At 39.8% G+C, this 20,207-nt stretch carries 20 protein-coding genes; 19 read left to right on the forward strand and 1 reads right to left on the reverse strand.

What is annotated here, in order from left to right; genetic code table 11:
- Window positions 1–459: 459 nt before the first annotated feature.
- Window positions 460–1,272, reverse strand: a complete 813-nt coding sequence (locus ACFXN8_RS06475) for a hypothetical protein (RefSeq protein ID WP_386843748.1) — start codon at window positions 1,270–1,272, stop codon at window positions 460–462.
- Window positions 1,273–1,364: 92 nt separating this feature from the next.
- On the opposite strand from ACFXN8_RS06475, the gene ACFXN8_RS06480 reads away from it, so the two are divergent.
- The 19 genes from ACFXN8_RS06480 (at window position 1,365) to ACFXN8_RS06570 (ending at window position 20,206) form a co-directional block, all read left to right on the forward strand.
- Window positions 1,365–3,878, forward strand: a complete 2,514-nt coding sequence (locus ACFXN8_RS06480) for a virulence-associated E family protein (protein ID WP_386843750.1) — start codon at window positions 1,365–1,367, stop codon at window positions 3,876–3,878.
- Window positions 3,879–4,234: 356 nt separating this feature from the next.
- Window positions 4,235–4,519 (forward strand): PDDEXK family nuclease, encoded by a 285-nt coding sequence (locus tag ACFXN8_RS06485; RefSeq protein ID WP_386843752.1) that lies wholly within the window; start codon window positions 4,235–4,237, stop codon window positions 4,517–4,519.
- Complete coding sequence (locus ACFXN8_RS06490) at window positions 4,516–5,883, forward strand: DEAD/DEAH box helicase (protein WP_386843754.1); 1,368 nt, start codon at window positions 4,516–4,518, stop codon at window positions 5,881–5,883. Before ACFXN8_RS06485 ends, ACFXN8_RS06490 begins: the two co-directional genes overlap by 4 nt.
- Window positions 5,876–6,334, forward strand: a complete 459-nt coding sequence (locus ACFXN8_RS06495; protein ID WP_386843756.1) for a sigma factor-like helix-turn-helix DNA-binding protein — start codon at window positions 5,876–5,878, stop codon at window positions 6,332–6,334. The genes ACFXN8_RS06490 and ACFXN8_RS06495 overlap by 8 nt, the downstream gene beginning before the upstream one ends.
- A 179-nt stretch (window positions 6,335–6,513) precedes the next feature.
- Complete coding sequence (terS, locus tag ACFXN8_RS06500) at window positions 6,514–7,251, forward strand: phage terminase small subunit (protein ID WP_386843758.1); 738 nt, start codon at window positions 6,514–6,516, stop codon at window positions 7,249–7,251.
- Between the two features lie 214 nt (window positions 7,252–7,465).
- Entirely contained in the window at window positions 7,466–8,740 is a 1,275-nt protein-coding gene (locus ACFXN8_RS06505; protein WP_386843760.1) for a PBSX family phage terminase large subunit, read from the forward strand.
- Window positions 8,741–8,752: 12 nt separating this feature from the next.
- The gene (locus ACFXN8_RS06510) at window positions 8,753–9,232 is read left to right on the forward strand and encodes a phage portal protein (RefSeq protein WP_386843762.1); all 480 of its coding nucleotides are present in this window, start codon (window positions 8,753–8,755) and stop codon (window positions 9,230–9,232) included.
- Window positions 9,219–9,740, forward strand: a complete 522-nt coding sequence (locus tag ACFXN8_RS06515) for a phage major capsid protein (RefSeq protein ID WP_386843764.1) — start codon at window positions 9,219–9,221, stop codon at window positions 9,738–9,740. Before ACFXN8_RS06510 ends, ACFXN8_RS06515 begins: the two co-directional genes overlap by 14 nt.
- Before the next feature lie 13 nt (window positions 9,741–9,753).
- Window positions 9,754–9,912 (forward strand): DUF7302 family protein, encoded by a 159-nt coding sequence (locus tag ACFXN8_RS06520; protein ID WP_386843766.1) that lies wholly within the window; start codon window positions 9,754–9,756, stop codon window positions 9,910–9,912.
- Between the two features lie 8 nt (window positions 9,913–9,920).
- Complete coding sequence (locus ACFXN8_RS06525; RefSeq protein WP_386843768.1) at window positions 9,921–10,247, forward strand: head-tail connector protein; 327 nt, start codon at window positions 9,921–9,923, stop codon at window positions 10,245–10,247.
- Window positions 10,234–10,557 carry a phage head closure protein gene (locus ACFXN8_RS06530; protein ID WP_386843770.1) on the forward strand — a complete coding sequence of 108 codons (324 nt, stop codon included), beginning with the start codon at window positions 10,234–10,236 and terminating at the stop codon, window positions 10,555–10,557. Before ACFXN8_RS06525 ends, ACFXN8_RS06530 begins: the two co-directional genes overlap by 14 nt.
- Window positions 10,557–10,973 (forward strand): HK97-gp10 family putative phage morphogenesis protein, encoded by a 417-nt coding sequence (locus ACFXN8_RS06535; protein ID WP_386843772.1) that lies wholly within the window; start codon window positions 10,557–10,559, stop codon window positions 10,971–10,973. The genes ACFXN8_RS06530 and ACFXN8_RS06535 overlap by 1 nt, the downstream gene beginning before the upstream one ends.
- The gene (locus tag ACFXN8_RS06540) at window positions 10,970–11,413 is read left to right on the forward strand and encodes a DUF3168 domain-containing protein (protein ID WP_386843774.1); all 444 of its coding nucleotides are present in this window, start codon (window positions 10,970–10,972) and stop codon (window positions 11,411–11,413) included. Before ACFXN8_RS06535 ends, ACFXN8_RS06540 begins: the two co-directional genes overlap by 4 nt.
- A 43-nt stretch (window positions 11,414–11,456) precedes the next feature.
- Window positions 11,457–12,227 (forward strand): phage major tail protein, TP901-1 family, encoded by a 771-nt coding sequence (locus tag ACFXN8_RS06545; RefSeq protein ID WP_386843776.1) that lies wholly within the window; start codon window positions 11,457–11,459, stop codon window positions 12,225–12,227.
- Window positions 12,228–12,288: 61 nt separating this feature from the next.
- Complete coding sequence (locus ACFXN8_RS06550) at window positions 12,289–12,765, forward strand: tail assembly chaperone (protein ID WP_386843778.1); 477 nt, start codon at window positions 12,289–12,291, stop codon at window positions 12,763–12,765.
- A gap of 35 nt (window positions 12,766–12,800) precedes the next feature.
- Entirely contained in the window at window positions 12,801–13,112 is a 312-nt protein-coding gene (locus tag ACFXN8_RS06555) for a hypothetical protein (RefSeq protein WP_386843780.1), read from the forward strand.
- A 5-nt stretch (window positions 13,113–13,117) separates the two neighbouring features.
- The gene (locus ACFXN8_RS06560; RefSeq protein WP_386843782.1) at window positions 13,118–17,695 is read left to right on the forward strand and encodes a hypothetical protein; all 4,578 of its coding nucleotides are present in this window, start codon (window positions 13,118–13,120) and stop codon (window positions 17,693–17,695) included.
- Between the two features lie 15 nt (window positions 17,696–17,710).
- Window positions 17,711–18,574, forward strand: coding sequence for a phage tail family protein (locus ACFXN8_RS06565; protein WP_386843784.1), 864 nt, complete (start codon window positions 17,711–17,713; stop codon window positions 18,572–18,574).
- Window positions 18,575–18,586: 12 nt separating this feature from the next.
- Window positions 18,587–20,206 (forward strand): hypothetical protein, encoded by a 1,620-nt coding sequence (locus tag ACFXN8_RS06570; protein ID WP_386843786.1) that lies wholly within the window; start codon window positions 18,587–18,589, stop codon window positions 20,204–20,206.
- The last annotated feature ends 1 nt before the right edge of the window (window position 20,207 follow it).

Consider the following 20,207-nt stretch of genomic DNA (forward strand, 5'->3'; position numbering starts at 1 on the left):
ACACAAGAATTTAAGCAATATTTGAATGGAGTTTGGGATTTCAATTAACAGTGACTGGTGTAACGATGTAAGTTGAAGATGAGGGAAAAACACCACATCAAGTTTTTGAATTGATGACAACTACTAAACACAAATACGTTTCATGCAATAGCGGAAATCCACAGGGAGGTTGCAGAGGTGTTAAGGCAAATAAAAAAACTGAACGGTCTAAAGACCGAACAGTAGGCACAGTAGTATAAAAACTACCGCTGGGGACAACTTTATCGAGTAGGATGAACCATCCACTCGTGTTAGGTTAATCTCCATGGGTTTCACCCTTTAAAGAGGGTAGGATTTAAGCCGAAGCTCAACCCCCTTAAATCTAATACCAATTTAATTATATATTACTTTGTTGGAAAATCAATGATATTTTTACAGAAAGGTAATACTCGTAAATTTGGTATTCTTGGCGGTTGAAATTTACTGTTTTAAATCAGCCGTTGTATTAGAAACAAAACTACTGAATGTTTTTCTTTTTGATTCTCTTTCTAATTGGTAAAGTTTTTCATCAAGTATCAATTCAATACCAAGTTTAACATCAGGGAATAAACCTAAACACTCGCTTTCAGTTAATTCATGAATGCCTTTACTCATTATTCCGTAAACAGCTCGGTTATGGACAAGATCGTCGGGAAGTTTATTTTTTAGAAGTTTTATTTTCTCATCCATTTTTGAGCGTTGGTATAGTTCGTCATCCCAGTCGTTTTCTTGTTGTGATTTTTTATGCATATCCTCAATAAGATTTTCAAATATACGTCTTAGGTAAACAAATGATCCAGCACCTATACCGTGGGAATGTAGACCAATCGCCTTAGAAAAATCTCTATAATCTCTCTTAAGTAATTTTTCGTATTTTTGGATACCTGGTATTTCAATATCCGCCATTGATGGGTATTGACCTACCTTAGTGATATTACTATTCTGTATTTTGAAATGATAAGAGTATTTATGTTGTGGATCTCTTTGACAACTAAAATGTATTTCATTAGGTAACTCAAATCTATTTAGCATTTCCAAATTTGTTCCATGATCGGGGGATACGCCGCTAGCAAACATATTTGAGAATAGCCTGAAAGTAGATTCTTTTTTACAACCAATACAGTAACAGTCGAAATAATAATTACGATTCGAACTGAGGAGATTCTGAACAATTTCACTATTTGTTTCTATTGAGATTGTTTCATATAAAGATAGTCTTAAAAATAAATCTTTAAAAGGATATTGTGTATTCAATAAATGCACACCTCTGTTATTGTTTTAGAACATTGTATCAAAATATGTAACATTATGTAATAACTTATATATTTAAGAAAGGATTGAATCACATGCAGCAGTCAGCAGATAAACCCAAAAAGATTGCAATACAGCATGATGGCATGCTGACGATTGCAACAGCAACATCGCGTAAGTCAACAGCGTGGAAAAACACAGACATGTCGTACAGTGATTTCCTGAAAAAGCTGTCTACGACTGTACGTACAAAAGAATCGCTTGCAGAGTATATGAAGCTCTCAAAGGACGAGCAGGGCTCTATTAAAGATGTAGGAGGCTTTGTAGGAGGTAGCTTAAAAGGTGGTCGACGCAAGGCTGATAGCGTGGCTTGGCGACAACTGATTACCTTAGATGCCGACTTCATCCAGGGCGACTTCTGGGACGGGGTTACGACGTTTTTTGATAACGCATGTGCGATTTATAGTACACACAAGCACACGTCTAAAAAGCCACGTATACGCTTAATTATTCCCTTGTCTCGACCTGTTTCAGCAGAAGAGTATGTAGCCGTTGCGAAGAAACTTGCGGATATGTTCGGCATCGATTATTTCGATGATACAACCTATCAACCTCACCGTTTAATGTATTGGCCGTCTACAGCTAGTGACGGGGATTACGTATTTGATTTCCAGGACGCACAATGGTTAGACCCGGCTGAGATATTAAAAATGTACAACGATTGGCGTGATCCATCTGAATGGCCGGAGTCAAGTCGTCAACGTGAAAGCCGTAAGAAGATGGCTGGCAAACAAGGCAATCCACTTGAGAAGCCAGGTATGGTCGGAGCGTTTTGTCGCACGTACTCCATTACTGAAGCTATAGAGACATTCTTATCAGATGTATACTCCGATTCTGGAGAAGGTCGCTATACGTTTAACGGTGGCTCTACGACAGGTGGTCTAGTACTCTATGATGATGTGTTCGCTTATTCTCATCATGGTACGGATCCTGTGAGTGAACAACTTGTAAACTCTTATGATTTAGTACGGTTGCATCTATTTAATGATTTAGATGAGGATGCAAAAGAAGGTACGCCAGTCAATCGTTTACCTTCAGCTAAGGCAATGAACGATAAAGTTCGAACACTTGATAAAGTGAAAATGATGCTTGCAGATGAACGCATTAAAAGTGCCGCTGAGGACTTTGACGTTGAGGGTGAAGTAGAAGTAGAAGTCGACAGCGAAGAAAAGCCTCAGGATGACGGGCTGTGGAAGGCGAAATTCGATATTAATAAAGCTGGTGAGCTTGAAGTCACAGCCAAAAACCTCAAGCTGATTCTTGAAAATGATCCACATTTAAAAGGATGCTTTGTCTTCAACGAGTTTAGTAGACAACCTGAAGTTCTAAGGGACTTGCCTTGGAGGAAGAAAGAAAAAGGTGCTGGCTGGTCGAACGGTGATGATGAGGACCTACGCAACTATTTGGATATGGTGTGGTCTATTACAGGCAACTCTAAGATTGCGGATGCAATAGGTGGCGTTCAACGTGCAAATACGTTTCATCCTGTGCGAGATTATTTAGGAACCTTAGAGTGGGACGGAGTAAAACGTGTTGATACATTGTTGATTGACTTTTTGGGTGCTGCTGATACGGAGTATGTACGTACTGTTACACGAATGACATTGGTTGCAGCAGTTGCACGCATCTTTGAACCAGGTTGCAAATATGACTTTATGTTGACACTTGTCGGTCCTCAGGGGCTTGGTAAATCAATGCTGTTTAACATGCTTGGCGGTAAATGGTTCAGTGATAGCTTGACTTCAATCCATGGCAAAGAGGCCTATGAAAGTTTGCATGGTGTATGGATTATGGAGATGGGCGAGCTTGCTGCAACAAAGAAAAGTGAAGTCGAAACGATTAAACAATTCTTATCTAAACAAGTGGATAGATATAGGGTTGCATACGGTAAACGACCTGAAGAGTTTCCGCGCCAATGCATCTTTATTGGTACCACAAATGAGCATGAGTTTTTACGTGATCGTACTGGTAACCGTCGATTTTTACCTGTTGAAGTGCAACCATCTAGTAAACGTAAATGGAAAGAGCTTGATAGCGATAAAGGTCGACAAGAAATCAATCAACTTTGGGCAGAGGCAGTGCAACTGTTTAAAAGTGGTTCACCTTTATACTTGGAAGAGGCGATGGCGGCCGAGGCACTTACTATGCAGTTAGCCCATACAGTAGAGTCGACGTATGCAGGACAGATTCTTAGCTTTTTAGAGAAACCTATTTCAGCAGATTGGTATAAAAAGTCGATTAACGACCGCAAATTAGCCATGCGAGAAAACGAATTTTCTGATGATTTTTCAGAGGAGGAAGAGGAGCTTTTAGAAAAGAATGAAGCACTTGAAACACAAAAATCTAATACAAGATTACGTGAAAAAGTGAGTGCATTAGAAATTTGGTGTGAGTGCTTAGGGAAGGATAGAGGGTCATTTCCGATGCATGAATCTCGGGAAATAAATTCAATCTTGGCTACTTTACCAGGTTGGAAACCTCACAAATCTACCCTGAAATTTGGTGCAGAATACGGTACACAGCGAGCATTTGTACGTGTTGATAAGTAACAGTATTACCAAAATACAGGGTAAACAAAGTCTAAAATTAACGACAACAAAGTCGAAAAACGGCAACAAAGTATAACGCACTAGTGTATTAAAGTGGGTAAACAAAGACAACAAGGGTAAACAGACTTTGTTGCCGGTTCTTGTTAGCCCAAACCCTTGCGGTTACTGCTTTTATATATAAAGGTAAACAAAGTAAACAATTAATATCTATTGAGATGTATTTTATATATTAGGTATACAGTATAGGTAATATATGTAAATAGCATATACCTAATACGCCTAAATCAATACTACTCTATACGCGTGTGTAATATTGTTGCCCTTGTTTACTTTCAACTTGGAGGTAAAAATCAGACATGAGAGAATCGCAAATTGAAAATTATTTGAAACGTGAGATAGAAAAATTAGGAGGGCTTTGTTATAAGTTTGTGAGCCCGGGAAATAAAGGCGTACCTGATCGGCTAATCATCCTTCCGAACGGACAAGTTATTTTTGCAGAGTTGAAAAATGAAACAGGTAAGCTTTCACCGATTCAAGTGAAAACGATAGAAACACTAAAAGGATTAAAGTGTAGAGTTTTTTGCTTGAATTCTAAACCGTCGGTTGATAAACTTATAGTTGAATTGAGGGATGAACTATGACAGAGTTTGTACCGCACGCATACCAGAAGGTTGCGATCGAAAAGATTATTGAAAACCCAGCCTATGCATTATTACTTGATATGGGCTTAGGTAAAACCGTGTCAACACTTACAGCTGTTGATGAATTAAAACATGATTACTTTGATGTTGAGAAGGTGTTAGTGATTGCACCTAAACGTGTAGCAGAAGATACCTGGTCACGTGAGGTTGCAAAGTGGGAACACCTTAGACATTTAAAAATAAGCAAGGTTCTTGGTACTGAACAACAAAGACGAAAAGCCCTTCAAAAGCAGGCCGACATTTACGTCATCAATCGTGAAAATGTTGAATGGCTAGTATCCTACTACGAAAACGGCAAGACTTGGCCATTCGATATGATTGTCATCGATGAGCTATCTAGTTTTAAAAATCCAAGCTCTAAGCGATTCAAGGCCCTAAGAAAAGTGCGTACACGTACAAAACGAGTTGTAGGTTTAACTGGAACACCAGCACCAAATAGTCTAATTGATTTGTGGTCACAGGTTTACTTGATTGATATGGGTGAGCGACTTGAAAAGACGTTTACGAAATACAAAAGTAAGTATTTCAAACAGGATCCATATCGTGTATACCACATTGAGTTGCAAGAAGGTTCAGAGCAACAAATCTACAGCAAGATTGATGACATTTGTTTATCTATGAAAGCAAAGGATTACTTGAAAGACCTTCCTGCAGCTGTCATGAACGTTGTTGAATTAGAGCTGTCACCAAAAGAGCGAGAGTTGTACGACAAACTTGAAAAGGATTCGTTACTGGAATTCTCGGATGGTGATATTTTAGCGACAACTGCAGCTGTCTTGAGTAATAAGCTATTACAGCTTTCCAGTGGTGCAGCTTACAACGATAAAGACGGTGTGCAGATTATCCATAGTGTGAAATTGGATGCCTTAGAGGAAATTGTAGAGGGCTCACAAGGTAAGCCAATCTTGGTGTTTTATAATTACAAACACGACGTTGAACGAATCAAGAAAAAGTTCAAGCAAGCTAGGGAACTGGATGATTCAAACACAATTGAGAGGTGGAACAATTGTGAAATCGAAATCCTTCTAGCACATCCTGCATCAGCTGGACACGGTCTAAACATGCAAGATGGTGGTCACACAATTGTGTGGTACGGAATTAACTGGAGTTTAGAACTTTACATGCAAGCTAATGCAAGGCTTCACAGACAAGGACAAAAAGAAACCGTTGTTATCCATCACCTAGTGTTAAAAGACAGCATAGACGAACGTGTAATGAGTGTTTTACAAGGCAAAGAACAACAGCAAGAAGCATTGATGGAAGCTGTCAAAGCACGTATGAGCGAGGTGCTTGGCATTGATTGATTTAATCACGGAGTACAAGCGAGGCAAAAAGGCACTTGAGCGTATGAAACCAAATATAACGGATCCGAACGAGTTGAAGATTGTAAACGAAATGATTGCAGATATGGATTATGCCATTGACTGGATGAGATCCGGAGAACGGCCAAACTTTACAGGACGAGGTATCAAGCAAAAAAATGCTTATGCAAGACGTTCATTAATCAACATGGACTTATTCCCGAGTCTTGAAGTTGAGCCATCAAAAGAAATCAACAATGAACGCAAAAAGGCAGTCATGCAGATTCTTATGATGTTGACTGAGAGACAGATGAACTGCTTTTTGTTACACACGGCACATCTTAGAAGTATGCAGGAGATAGCAGATGAGCTTGGTATCAAGAAGCGTACAGTCCAGGAACATATTGAAACGGCACGACTTAAGATAACAGAATTGACTAAAGAAGTAATTTAGCGAATGTTTGTACCCGTACGAATCACGTACAAAGTAGCCTTATTAGTGAAGGGGTATAGTATCGACAAAATGATGAGAGCCCTAATCCAAGCCATTCACGCATTAAGCGTGGGTGGTTTTTTCATTAATGCAAATACATAAAAAATCCTAAACAGGAACGGAAGTGAGTTGTTTATGCCATGACAAATTGGGACGTTATACGAAAAGAATGGGAAACTTCAAGAATCACATTAATTGAGCTAGCAGAAAAGCATGGTGTTAAAGAAGGCACACTAAAAAGCCGAAAGAGCCGAGAAGGGTGGAAGAAGGTTGCAACTAAAAAAGATGCATCCGAAAAGAAAAAGATGCAACCACCCAAAAAAGATGCTACATCTAAAGGTCCGAGAAAGCGAAGTGGCAACCCGAACCCGAAGAATCAATTCTCCAGTCGGAACAATCCTAAACTAGATCACGGGCTTTTTGCGAAGTATCTTCCAGACGAAACGCAGGAAATCATTGAGGCTATGAATGCAAAGTCTGCTGCTGACTTAATGTGGGATCAAATCACAATACAGTACGCTGCAATCTTACGAGCTCAGAAAATCATGCATGTCGAATCAAAAGACGAAATGATTAAAGAGCTGAAACGAGAGAAGCTGCAAGGTGGTAAAAATCCATCTCAAGAAACAGAATACGAGTTCCAGTTTGCATGGGATCGACAGGCACAACTTCTCACAGCTCAGTCGAGAGCTATTAGTGAGTTGCGTACTTCTATTAACCATTTTATTAAGTTAGCTGATGAGGCTGACGAACGTCGCTTGAAATTAGAACAGATGCAGCTGTCCATCGACAAAACGAAAGTAGAAATCGATAAGCTTGGTTCAGATGAAGAAAACGGACCGATTGAAATTAAAATTGTCGGCAAAAAACGCGAGTGATTTTATGCAAGAAATATTGGGAAATAAATCTGAGCAGTTAGTTTAAAGCCCGATAAATCAACGATGTATAAAATCTTGCATAATCAATAAAAAGAGATGTTGGAGGAGCGTTGATATAGCAATGTTTCTGAAATATCCAACTTCCGAAAAGTACTATTATGTAAACCCAAAACGAATAGCCTATTCATGAAATGTATGAGGAGTTGAAGAGGAAATGACACTTTCAGTCGAGAAAGAAGTAAATCCGCATTTCGAAGATTTCCTTTTCGACTGGCGTTGTAAAACTCAACTCCTTGTCGGTGGATACGGTTCTTCGAAATCCTATCATGTGGCCTTAAAAATACTCTTGAAATTACTTGAAGAAAAACGTACAGCTCTAGTCGTTCGTGAAGTTTACGACACGCACAGAGACAGTACGTTTTCTTTGTTTACAGAAATAATCGAAGACCTAGGGCTTTCTGGAAAGGTGAAGACAAGTTCATCACCTATGACAGTGAAGTTTCCTAATGGCTCAAAAATTATCTTTCGAGGTATGGATAAGCCAGAAAAGCTGAAGTCCATCAACAACATTTCGCTCATTTGGTTAGAGGAATGTAGTGAGATTAAGTATGCAGGGTTCAAAGAGTTGCTAGGACGTTTGCGTCACCCAACACTAGACCTGTTTATTATTCTCTCTACCAATCCAGTTTCAAAAGGTAACTGGGTGTACAAGCATTTTTTTAAGAATGAGATGGAAGAATATTTCGTCTTGGATGATGAAGAACTTTACAAGCAGCGAACTATCATAGTGAACAACACGTATTATCATCACTCTACTGCTGATGATAATTTGTTTTTACCAGTGAGCTACATTGAGCAGCTGGATGAGATGGCTTCATATGATCCAGATCTTCACAGGATTGCACGTAAGGGGCGTTTTGGAGTCAATGGGGTATTAGTGCTACCGCAGTTTGAAACAAAGCCTCATGACCATGTAATGAATGAGATAGCTATGATTAGAAAGCCAATTCGAAAGAACGGCATGGACTTTGGTTTTGTTGATTCCTATAATGCTGTATTGCGAATGGTAGTTGACCATGAGAAGAAGTGGCTGTACATCTACTGGGAGTATTACAAACGGGGTATGACCGATGATAAAACAGCAGATGAACTTGAGAAGGAAGGGCTCAAGAAAGTAATTATCAAGGCTGATAATGCTGAGCCGAAAACAATTGCTTACTTCAAGCAACGTGGCTTCCGAATGTATTCTTGTAAGAAACTGACTCGAGTAGAAAACACAAAAAAGATGAAACGTTTCAAGCGAATCATTTGTTCTGAAGCATGCGTGAATACAATTCGAGAGTTGAAGGAGCTTACTTTCAAGAAAGACCCGAAAACAGACGAAATCATTGAAGATGAATTTATCATTGACCCTCATACATTCTCTGCAATGTGGTACGGGCTTGATGACTATGAAGTGGCAAGTGTGAAGGGTGTCAATTCAAAATAAGGAGGCGTAAGCATGAACGAATACATCACCTACATCGATGAAAAAGGCGTTACGCCTCTGTTGCTCGATAAGATAGTAGAAGAAACAAAGACCGAAAGAAACAAACGGTTGCTCAATTACAACCGTTACAAAGCTGAATTATCAGCCGTACCGATTTTAACGCGGAAACCGACCGATTACGACCAAGGAAATGCACAGGTGCAGCGCGTTGATGATAAGGTGAACAACACATTAAACAATGCATTTGATGCTGATATTGTAGACACAAAGACGGGCTACCTGTTTGGTAATCCAATTTCATACATTGTAGACAAACAAGCTCAAGGCCTAGCTAAGTTATCAGAGGCCATTGAGCTTTTTAATTTGCGTAATTCTGTTGAAGACCTGGACAGCGAATCAGGAAAGAAAACAGCTATCTGTGGTTACTCAGCGCGCTTACTATACATCGATACTGATGGAAATGAACGAGCAATGGTAATTGAATGTAGCTGACCAGTTCATTGCATCTCACTATGTACATGCAACTAACACAATTGGTACTGATGCGGCACCGATTGCAGTGACAAAAGAAAATGCTTATGAATACCTAGTAGACCTTTCTACAAAGCTGGATGAATCCAATATTCCAACAGAAGGGCGTTTCGCTGTTCTTCCACCATGGTTTGAAGGTTTGCTATTAAAAGATGATCGCTTTGTAGGTTCTGGTGCATTACCAGCTGACGATCGTTTAATTAATGGGGTGGTAGGCCGTGCTGCAGGTTTCTTGCTTTTGAAATCTAACAATGCACCTACTGTTGAAGCGGGTTCAGGTGTTGAAGCAAACTCAAAAATTATTGCTGGTCATAACATGGCATGGACTTATGCAGAGCAAGCAGCACAAGTGGAAGGTTACCGTATGGAGAAGCGTTTTGCAGATGCTGTAAAAGGACTCCATTTATACGGTGCCAAAGTAACTCGACCAGAAGCGTTAGCAGTATTATCAGCTAAACGTCCAGAATAAGGAGGGATTCTAAGTGTTTGTTAAAAACTTAAAAACAGATATTACATGGGCGGTCACTGAGGAACACGGTGCCCGTCTTTTGCGTACAGAGGATTTTGAAGAAGTGGAAGCACCAAAGCCTAAACGTGCTCCTGCTAAGAAATCTGAACCTGACAATGAAACAGAAAAGTAGGTGGTCTTATGTGGCAACCCACTCAAGAAGAAATAGATCAGCTTAAACGGTTAAATGGTGTTACAGGAGCTAAGCATGATGAGTTTTATCGTGCGATAGCTCCTATTTTATTTGATGTAGCGAAAGATCATTGTAATGGTAAGTGGGAGCCCTCTGATATGCCTCAAGGTGTCCGTTTGTTCATTGCTAAAGCCATTCAGTTTAATACACAATCAACAGGGCTGAAAGGGCGCACAATGGGGACAGTTTCATATTCTTATGACACAGAGTTTCCTAAAGCCATCTGGACATATTTAAGGCCTTACAAGAAGGTGAGATTCCATGCCTTACGATGAATTTCCACACGAAGTTGAAGTAGTTCAAAAGAAGAAAGTACCGGACGGTGATGGGGGCTTTGAAACAAAGTGGTCTCCTGTTGAAACAATCGAGGCGTTTGTTGATACACCAACATCGAAAGAACGGTATTACGCACAGCAATTGGACAATCCGTTAGAGCGCTACATGTACTACGAATATCGAACTGACCTTACATCTAGTATGCGGCTACGGTATGAAGGTGAGATATATTCCTTTGCTGGACGTCCGGAAGACCAAGGTGGACAACATGAAATTATGCGTGTTGCCTTAAAGTTGGTGACTGAGTAATGGCTAAAATTACATTCAGTGGACGTCAGCTATTAAAAGCGGCGAAACAATTTGAAAAGGGTTTGCTTGATGATGTTTCGGACGTAGTTTACGAGACAGCTAGACTTATTCAAACACAAGCAAAAGCACTGGCTCCTGTTGATGATGGTAGTTTACGAGACTCCATCGAAATGAAGATGATTGGTAAATACAACGCTGTTGTTACGGTAGGTGTGCATTATGCAATATACGTTGAGTACGGAACTGGTATATATGCTGAAAAAGGTGGTGGCCGTAAAACACCATGGACTTACTACAGCACTAAACTTGGTCGTTATATAAAAACAGATGGTATGAAAGCACAACCATTCTGGGGACCAGCTGTAGATGCAGGGCAAGAATATTTTAAAAATGAAATGAGGCGATTGGGCTTATGACAAATTATTATGCCTTGCCTTACTTTGACTTGCAAAAAGTTATTTATCAGAAACTGATAGCTAATGAAGCATTAACAACCATTACTCGTAAAGATGATGAGGATTTAGGTGTATACGATGCAGTAGACGAGAACACACCTTATCCTTACGTAACAATCTCAGAGCCTTATTCGAGTCCTGCAGATACCAAAACAAGCAATATAGAAACGATCACATTTACAATTCATGCTTGGTGGAAGGATAATGATGATTATAGTGGTAAGCGTAAGGTTTATGAAATGTTATCAGCTTGTCAAAGTACTCTTATGGCTCGAAATTACTTGATTCCAAACGCAAGAGTATTAAGTGTCACAAGACGTGAATCTCGCGTCATAGACGATAATAGCCCCGGTGTAAAGCATGGCATTTTAACAATTCAATACAAAGTTCAAAACATCTAACAGTCCTTATGGGGCTGTTTTTATTTTAGGAGGAAAAATACACATGCAAAACGGTAAAGATACAGTCTTGCTAGTACAGTCAGCAGACGCAACACTTGGCTCAGATGGTTTCTTAATCGGAAACCTTACTGAAAATAGCTACTCACTGGAGAGTGAATTAGTAGATGAACAGACGAAATTCGGGCGTATCCTAGCGTACGGTCAATCAAGTGAATCATTTGAAATTACTGCTTACGGTGATAAAAAGGATCCGGGGCAAAAAGCAATCTTAGATGCAATCCGAAATGAAAAGCAACTAAAAGTATGGGAAGTTGATTTAACAGTAAATGAAGATGATACTCATGACGCAAATTTTGCGTACACATTAGTTGAATCGGTGGAAAAATCTTCACCAGGTGACGGATTCCAAGAGTTATCTGCAACATTACAAGTCATTGGTAAATCACAACAAGGTAAATTACCTAAACTTCCACAGGAAGTAATTGATTTCGCAACTTATGGATTTGAAGCACCTGGTGAGAAAACAGGCGAATTTGGTAAAGAACAAACAGATGGGGTTGTGGTAGATAGTGTTTCTGCGTCACCTCAAACAACTTCGGTAATAGTTGGAAGTACGCGTCAATTAACTGTGACTGTTCTTCCTACAAATGCAGCTAATAAAAACGTTACATTTAAATCAAGTGATGAGGCAATTGCTACTGTCACATCTACAGGGCTTATTACAGGTGTAGGTGAAGGTTCAGCAACAGTAACAATCACATCAGCAAGTGGCGGTAAGACAGCAACAGTTTCGGTAACAGTTACAGCTTCATAATCAAAGCACTCTCACGGGTGCTTTTTCTTATACTTATAAAACATTAGGAGGGCTATATAGTATGGCTACATTAACGATTGCAGGGAAACAACAAGAGGCGAAATTCGGTTTTGCGTTTAAAAATTTAGCAGATAAAAACTACGGTCAAAAAGACAAGGAAGGTAATGATGTAGGTGGCTTCGGTGCTATCTATACAGGTTTATTGCAATTTGACTTAGATGCGTTAAAAGCTTTTTGGGATTGCGGATTAGCTCACTTAGGTTCTAAAGGACGCCCGAAAATCGCTGAAATCGAGGAAGGTTTAGAAGCACGAATCAATGAAGACGAAGGCACAGAAGAACTATTCAAAGAGGCGTTTCGTGAAATTGATTCTTCGGGTTTTTTCAAAAGAGATGCGAAGTCGTTTTGGAAGAACTTAGAGATGTTCAAAGATTCGGGCAAAACAGACGAGGAGAAAGAAGAGAACGCGAAGGGCACTCAAATTATGTTAGAAGGGAAGGCGGAGCTATTGGGCGAGGAAATAGAGTCGACGGGCTAGAATGGCTAGAAGTTTTAACAGATGCAGCACAAAACATGGGTATCTATGATGTGGATCTAATCATGTCATGGACACCAAACGAGTACAAAGCTTTCAAAAAAGGTGCCATGTTACAGGTCATTGATAACTACGACAACATGGCACGTATGGCCGCATTTAACCGAATCGCAACCAACAAGAAAAAGTTAAACATCGAGAAGGATTTGTTTGATGCAAAAAGTGCTCGTAAACGAATCGTTGATGGTGATAACACATGGAAAGAGTCGAAGAAGATTGATACAACTCGTCATACAAAAGCACAAGAGGCGATGAAAAAATGGGCAGAAAATTTAAGTAAGAAAGGATGAGGACGATGAACGGAAACTTTACGGCAAAGATCGGTGCTCGTATCACTGAATTTATGGCAAAGATGAAACAGGTTCAAAGCACAATCAAAAGCGCAGCCAATGATGTACGAGTAGACATTGGTGCCGATGTTGCACAGTTCAAGCGTAAAACAGCCGAAGTTAAAGCAAAAATGCTTGCACTTGCTCGAGAGAAAGTTGTCATAAAAATTGAGGCTCGTATTGAGGATTTCCAAAGAAAAATTCAACGGATTGCAGTAAATATCCGTGCATTTGGCGAGCTGATGCAACACACCGTAATGGGTACAATGATGACCGTATTCCCAGCGTTGTCACCTTTACTAGCAAATCTTGCTGTTGCTATTGCGAATTTAGGTCCAATGATTGGCGTTGTCGCTGGCTCTACATTTGCATTAGCTGGGGCCTTTGTTAGCGCTGGAGCAGCTGCTACGGCTTTTGCTGCTGTAGCGATCCCGACAATCAAAAAATTATTTGACGAGGAAGCAAAATTAAATGCAGTTCAGCAACAGGCTAAGAATTCATTCGATGCTGTAAAGAACACATATAAATCGCTTGTGAAAGAGACAGAAAAACCAGTCTTACAAGCATTTACGAGTGGTATGCAAGCAACTGATGCCATACTCAATAAGTTGCGACCGTTATTTGTATCAAGTGCACAAGCTGTTGCTAATTTAATGGCACAACTTAATACCGCCATAGGCACACCACCTATACAGCAGTTTTTAGATTACCTAAATACTTCTGGTGCACCAATGCTTGAATCAATCGTGCGATCTGTTGGGAACGTATTTAAAGGGTTGTTATCAATGCTTACAGCCTTTGCGCCTCTTTCTGCCTCTACTGCAAAAGGCTTCGAGGAAATGACAGCAAGATTTGCTGAATGGGCAAACGGGTTAAGTGGTAGTGCGAAATTCCAAGCGTTCATGGATTATGTGAACACTAATATGCCTAAAATCCGTGCTATTTTCAGAGATGCGACAGCAGGGGTAATTTATTTCTTCAGTGCGTTTGCAGGATCATCTTCAGGTATGATGGACGGGCTTGTAGCCATGATGGGCAGATTCAAAGAGTGGTCAGCTACTCTTAGCCAAAACCAAGGATTCCAACAATTTTTAAGTTATGTGCAACAGACAGCACCTAGTGTTTTACAGCTAATTGGTAACCTAACTACTTCCCTTGTTAACTTAGGTATTGGTATGGCTCCTCTTGGTGCTACCATTATCGACATTGCAAATAAGGTATTAGAATTTGTAAATTCAGCGATGGAAGGAAACCGAGTGATTGGTGTCTTGATAGCTGGATTTATTTCCTTTGGTGGTGCTCTGCTTGCTATAGTACCCAACCTTATAGCCTTTAGTACGCTATTCAAGGGTATTGGTGGGGGATTAGTCGGAATTTTAGGGAAATCTTTTAAAACTGTTACACCATTATTCACTAACTTTAGTGCAACTGTAGCAAGAGTCGCGTCAGCTTCTTTACCAGCATTAGGTGCAGCGTTTGGTTTTATAACAAGTCCTGTAGGTCTAGTTATTGCAGCCATAGCTGGTCTTGTAGCGATATTTGTAGGTCTATATCAAACAAATGAGACTTTTAGAGCCCAGGTTTTAACTGTATGGGAAGCCATTAAAACTGCAATATCCACAGCTGTAACAGCTGTTAGTGAGTTGGTTACGTCAGTATGGACACAAATCACGGCATTCTGGAATGAAAACCAAGCAAGTATAATGGCAACCGCATCAGCTGTTTGGAATGTTATTGGCACTGTTGTTACAACAGTAATGACAGCAATAGGAGCAATCATGCAGGTTGTATGGCCAGTAGTAAAAGCTTTAATTGTTTCAACGTGGATAGCTATCCAAAACGTTATCCAGGGCGCAACTAACATAATACTCGGCATCATAAATACTTTCAGCTCTTTATTCAGCGGTGACTGGCAAGGTGTTTGGGACGGTATTAAACAGATCTTAAGTGGAGCAGTGCAAGCTGTATGGGGCATAATCAACCTCTACTTTGTAGGGAAATTACTTGGCCCATTAAAAGCATTTGGAAGCACCGCTAAAACACTTATGCAAACTGTTTGGACTGCAATCAAAGGTATTTTTACAAATACTCTTAATGTAATTAAAACAGTTGTAACAACCATTTTTAATGCTATAAAAACAACAATCTCAACTGTGTTAAATGTAATCAAGTCCGTTGTCACAACAGTCTGGAACGTGATTAAAACAGTTATAACGACAGTCTTGAATGTAATTAAGTCCGTTGTTACCACGATTTGGAATGCTATTAAAACTGTCATTACTTCAGTCCTAAACAATATCAGAAGCGTTGTATCAACTGTTTGGAACGCAATAAAAAGTGTCGTTACTACTGTGTTAAACGGTATTAAAACAGTCGTTACTACAGTCTGGAATGGCATAAAAACTGTTGTAACTACAGTCGTTAATGGCATCAAGACAGTTATAACGACAGTCTGGGAAGCTATAAAAACAACTGTCGAAACGTTAATGAATGGTGTTAGAACGGCTATTGAGACAGGATGGAATGCTGCTAAAACATTCTTAGAAAATATTAAGCTAATTCAGATTGGTAAAGACATCATAAACGGTTTAATTAACGGCATTGGATCAATGATGGGTGCGGTTGGTGATAAAGTAGCAGAAATCGCAAACAGCATCCCTGCTGGCATAAAAAAACTACTTGGAATTCACTCACCGTCACGAGTTATGATCGCCATTGCTAAATGGATTCCTATTGGTGTAGCAAAAGGGATTGAAGCAACGACAAACGTAGTAAAAAAAGCTACTGGTCTAATGTCCGCTAAGGCAGTTCCTGATTTCGGTAAATCTATTATAACAACCAAAACAGCAATGGATAACATCAATTATATTGTTAAAAACGCATCGTCAAATACAGGTGCAGATGTTATTGCCATCCAAAAGGACTATGCTAAAAAACGTGCTGAAGTTGATCGTAAGGCTGAACAACAGATTGCTGTTATTAAAGCTTCCGCATCTAAAAAGACTCAAACGAATACGAAAGCTCAACAAGAACGTATTAACAACATTATGAAAGATGCAGCAGCGAGTCGTGAAAAGTTAGCGAAGCAAGAAGCTGATGCACTCGCAAAAGCTAGAAGTAAATCACAAAAAGAAACGTTGGAAGCACTAGAACAGTTTGTTGAAAATAAAGAATCACTCGAGTTATGGTCTACTGAACAACAGGCCGGGTACTGGAAGTACGCAACAACGCTGTTTAAGGAAAATACTACAGAGCGTATTAAAGCACAAAATAATTACAATAAAGCAATGGCTGAACTAGCCAAAGAGCAATTCGAAAAAGAGAAAAGCTTTATTGAACGTAAGAAGAACTTTAACCAGCTTTCACTTACCCAAGAACTAGCCGCATACAAAAAGTATATACAGCAATATGCCAAGGGTAGTGAAGAACGTATTTACTACGAAGAAAAAATTGCCCAAACGAAAAAAGAAATTCATGATAAGTTAATCTCTCTTAATGAAGAGTATACAACTAAGATTCAAGAAGCTAACCAAAAGCTTATCGATGGATCTAAGGCGCTTACCAAAGAATATGAGGATGCGGTTAATTCGCGGAAACAGTCTTTGTATAGTGTTGTGGGACTCTTTGATGAAATCGAAGAGAAAGCAGCTGTATCTGGTCAAAAGTTGATTGATAACTTGAGAGGGCAGAACGCGGCATTCCAAGAGTGGGCAGCTAATCTACAGGCTTTAGGTGCTAAAGGTATCGACCAAGGTTTATTAGCCGAACTTCAAGCATTGGGACCTAATGCCTCTGCTGAGATCGCGGCTTTAAATACTTTAAGTGAGTCTCAATTAAATGAATACGTAGCATTGTGGCAAGAAAAATCTAACTTAGCCCGTTCACAAGCAGAGTTAGAGTTAACTGAAATGAAGGAAACAACAGCTAAAAAGATTGAAGAATTAACAGCTGAAACGGCCACTCAGTTAGATACCTATAAAACGGAATGGGCAAATAAAATAAAAGAAGTTCGTACAGGTACCACAAAAGAATTTAACGCAATGGTAGCAACGATGCCTTCAATTGGCCGTAACGTGATTAAAGGAATGCAACAAGGGTTATCTGAATTAACACCTGATCTTCTTGCACAAGCTCAATCTATCGCTGAAAGTATCAAAGCCACTATTCAAGGCGCGCTAGACATTCATAGCCCGAGCCGTTGGGGTAAGAAGATGATTGGTCATAACTTAGTTAAAGGGATTATTATCGGTCTTGCAGATATGAAATCAGAAGCAATTAAAGCTGCTGAAAGAGTAGCTGAGTGGATTCAACCACATGTCGAGGTACGAGATATCATCAGTGATATTAGTGGTGCGATCGATGCTATTCAAACAGAAATTGAACACAAGGTAAAAGTGGATGTTGAGGTTAAAGGTGAAGGTGGACAAGGTACGAATGATAAAGGCGTACATCAAGAGGTACACTTACATTCCCCAACACCATTGAGCCCATCTGAAAATGCAAGACAGTTAAAACGAGTTGCTCAAGAAATGGCTTACAATTAAAGGAGAGGTCGCCTAATGGAGATAGTCACATATACCAATCGTTTTGGAGAGGTCGTCACATTTGGCGGTCCTCCTTTTTATTTGCAAGAAATTACAGGGCTCGGTGATGTACCAGCCATCTTACAAACACAACGGGTACCTTATGAGGATGGAAGTACCTTAATTGATGTATTGCTAGAGGAAAGACCGATTGACATTACATTCCTAATCGTAAACGCAATAGATGAGGGTGGGTACGAAACAGTATCAAGACGCAGAACAGAGGTAGCGCGTATCGCGAATCCTAAACTTGGTCCCGGTACTCTACGTTATGAAAATGACTATCTAGTACGTGAGATTTTAGTAGTCGCGTCAAGCGTGCCGGTTTTCCCGGATGGTGGTGGCCGAGCTAAGACCTTGCAAAAAGGCATGATTAATTTTGTTGCACCGGATCCGTATTGGCGTAGTTTAAAAATCGATGAAGAGCCAGCATTCAAACCGTTGTTTCAGTTTCCATTTAGTGGACCATTTCAGATGGGTATGCAACGAGACAGACGGATTATCAACAATGACGGAGATGCGGTAGCACCACTTTATATCGAGTTTTATGGTCCTGCTAAAAATCCAAAAATAGAAAACGTAACAACTGGAGAGTTTATCAAGGTCAATCAGACATTAGTTGAGGGCGAAAAGATGGTGATTGATACTACACCAGGTACGAAGTCTGTTGAGTTTGTAGCTATAGATGGTTCACGCAGAGACGTAATAAATTGGCTTGATTTAGATAGCATCTTTTTTAAACTACAACTTGGAGAAAACGACATCAATTATACAGCTGACAATGATGTCCAAGGGGCTGTCGTAAATATCAGCTATCACAAACGCTACAACGCAGTATAAGGAGGGATAAATGTGGCTGAAATATTTAAGTTTTTTAATAGTGCACCAGGGGATGAGAGATGGCACTACGCGAGTGATTTTGCGGATTTTTTTGCAAATGTTTTGTCTAGTGGGCTGTTACATAAAGACGGCACACCTAATCTACAAGTAAAAGTAAATGCTGGTACCATGCAGACGTATGTAGAGGCAGGAGAGGCTTTAATACAAGGTTATCAATATCAAAATACAACACCACTATTCTTAACACACGGATTACCTGAGCCGAATCTAGACCGTATTGACCGCATCGTCTTGCGATTAGATAAACGAAATAACGCACGATACATTAGATTGTTCGTAAAAGAAGGGGTATCAGCTACAAATCCTGCACCTCCAACCTTACAACGTGATCAATACGTATTTGAATTATCTTTAGCTCAGATTCGTTTAACAAAGAATACCTCAACGCTTGAACCGTTAAAACTTATCGATGAACGAATGAATCAAGATGTATGTGGTATCGTTTATTCGCTTATTAGCGTACCAACTAGCGTGTTCCAGCAACAATGGGATTATTGGTTTAATAACAAGAAACAAACGCTTGAGAACGATATGGAAGCATGGCAGGCATTACAGAAACAAGATTTCGATATTTGGGAATCGCAAGAGAAGGCAGATTTCGATGCATGGAAGTCGACGCAAAAACAGGAATTTTTAATATGGTTTGAATCTATTAAAGACATTTTAGAAGGTGATGTCGCTGCAAATTTGGCAACAAGAATATTAGCGTTAGAGCAAACGGTCGGAACTCATATAGCTGACGATGTTTCGCATATCAAGTGGATCGAAACAGTAGGTGGTACAGCAAACGCATTAACTGCAACAATTGACGGTCTTACAAGCTATAAAAATGGCTTGGGTGTGTCATTTCCTGTTAAATCAAACAGTACTGCAGCAATGTCATTAAACATAAATGGATTAGGTGCTATCCCTATCAAGAAGGCGAATGGCACAGCATTTAATAATGGGAAAGCTAAGGGCGTTTATACAGTTCGTTATCGTGATGGGGCTTTTATCTTACAGGGTGAGAGTGAGGTGGAAGTCGGAAAACAAATAATCACGCCGAGTACGGTGAACCAAGCTATCACGGCAGGTGTTCATGACGGAACGGGTTATGTAGTAGGTAGCCCTAACTTGATCCCTGCAAACATAAAGAAGGGTGTCAATATATTCGGGGTCACTGGAGACGCATCAACATATCCTGCACCATCACATGGAACAACAGTGGTAGCAGGTGTATATGATCTATCACAAACGAGTAGAACGACATGGGATTTTGCGAAGTCGATATACCCAAATTTCTATGGCGATGTTACGCTAGTGTTTGATCTAGCCAAATATAGTGGTGGATTAAATGATAAAGTCTATGCTTATGTTACCAAAAATGGTGCAACAATAGGGCAAGGAAATTATAGCACCAATTCATCGTCGTCAACTGTATTCACAATAAACACTACAGTGTTAGGGACCGACATCATAAGACTGTATATAAGTTGCGGATCATCAAGTAACGGCATGTATGTTAATAATTCGATGTTTTTATTGTGCTTCGGTGGAACACCACCACTTGGCGTATTTGAGAAAAACTTCTAAA

The organism is Lysinibacillus sp. NPDC059133 (genome assembly GCF_042755925.1).
GTDB lineage: Bacteria > Bacillota > Bacilli > Bacillales_A > Planococcaceae > Lysinibacillus.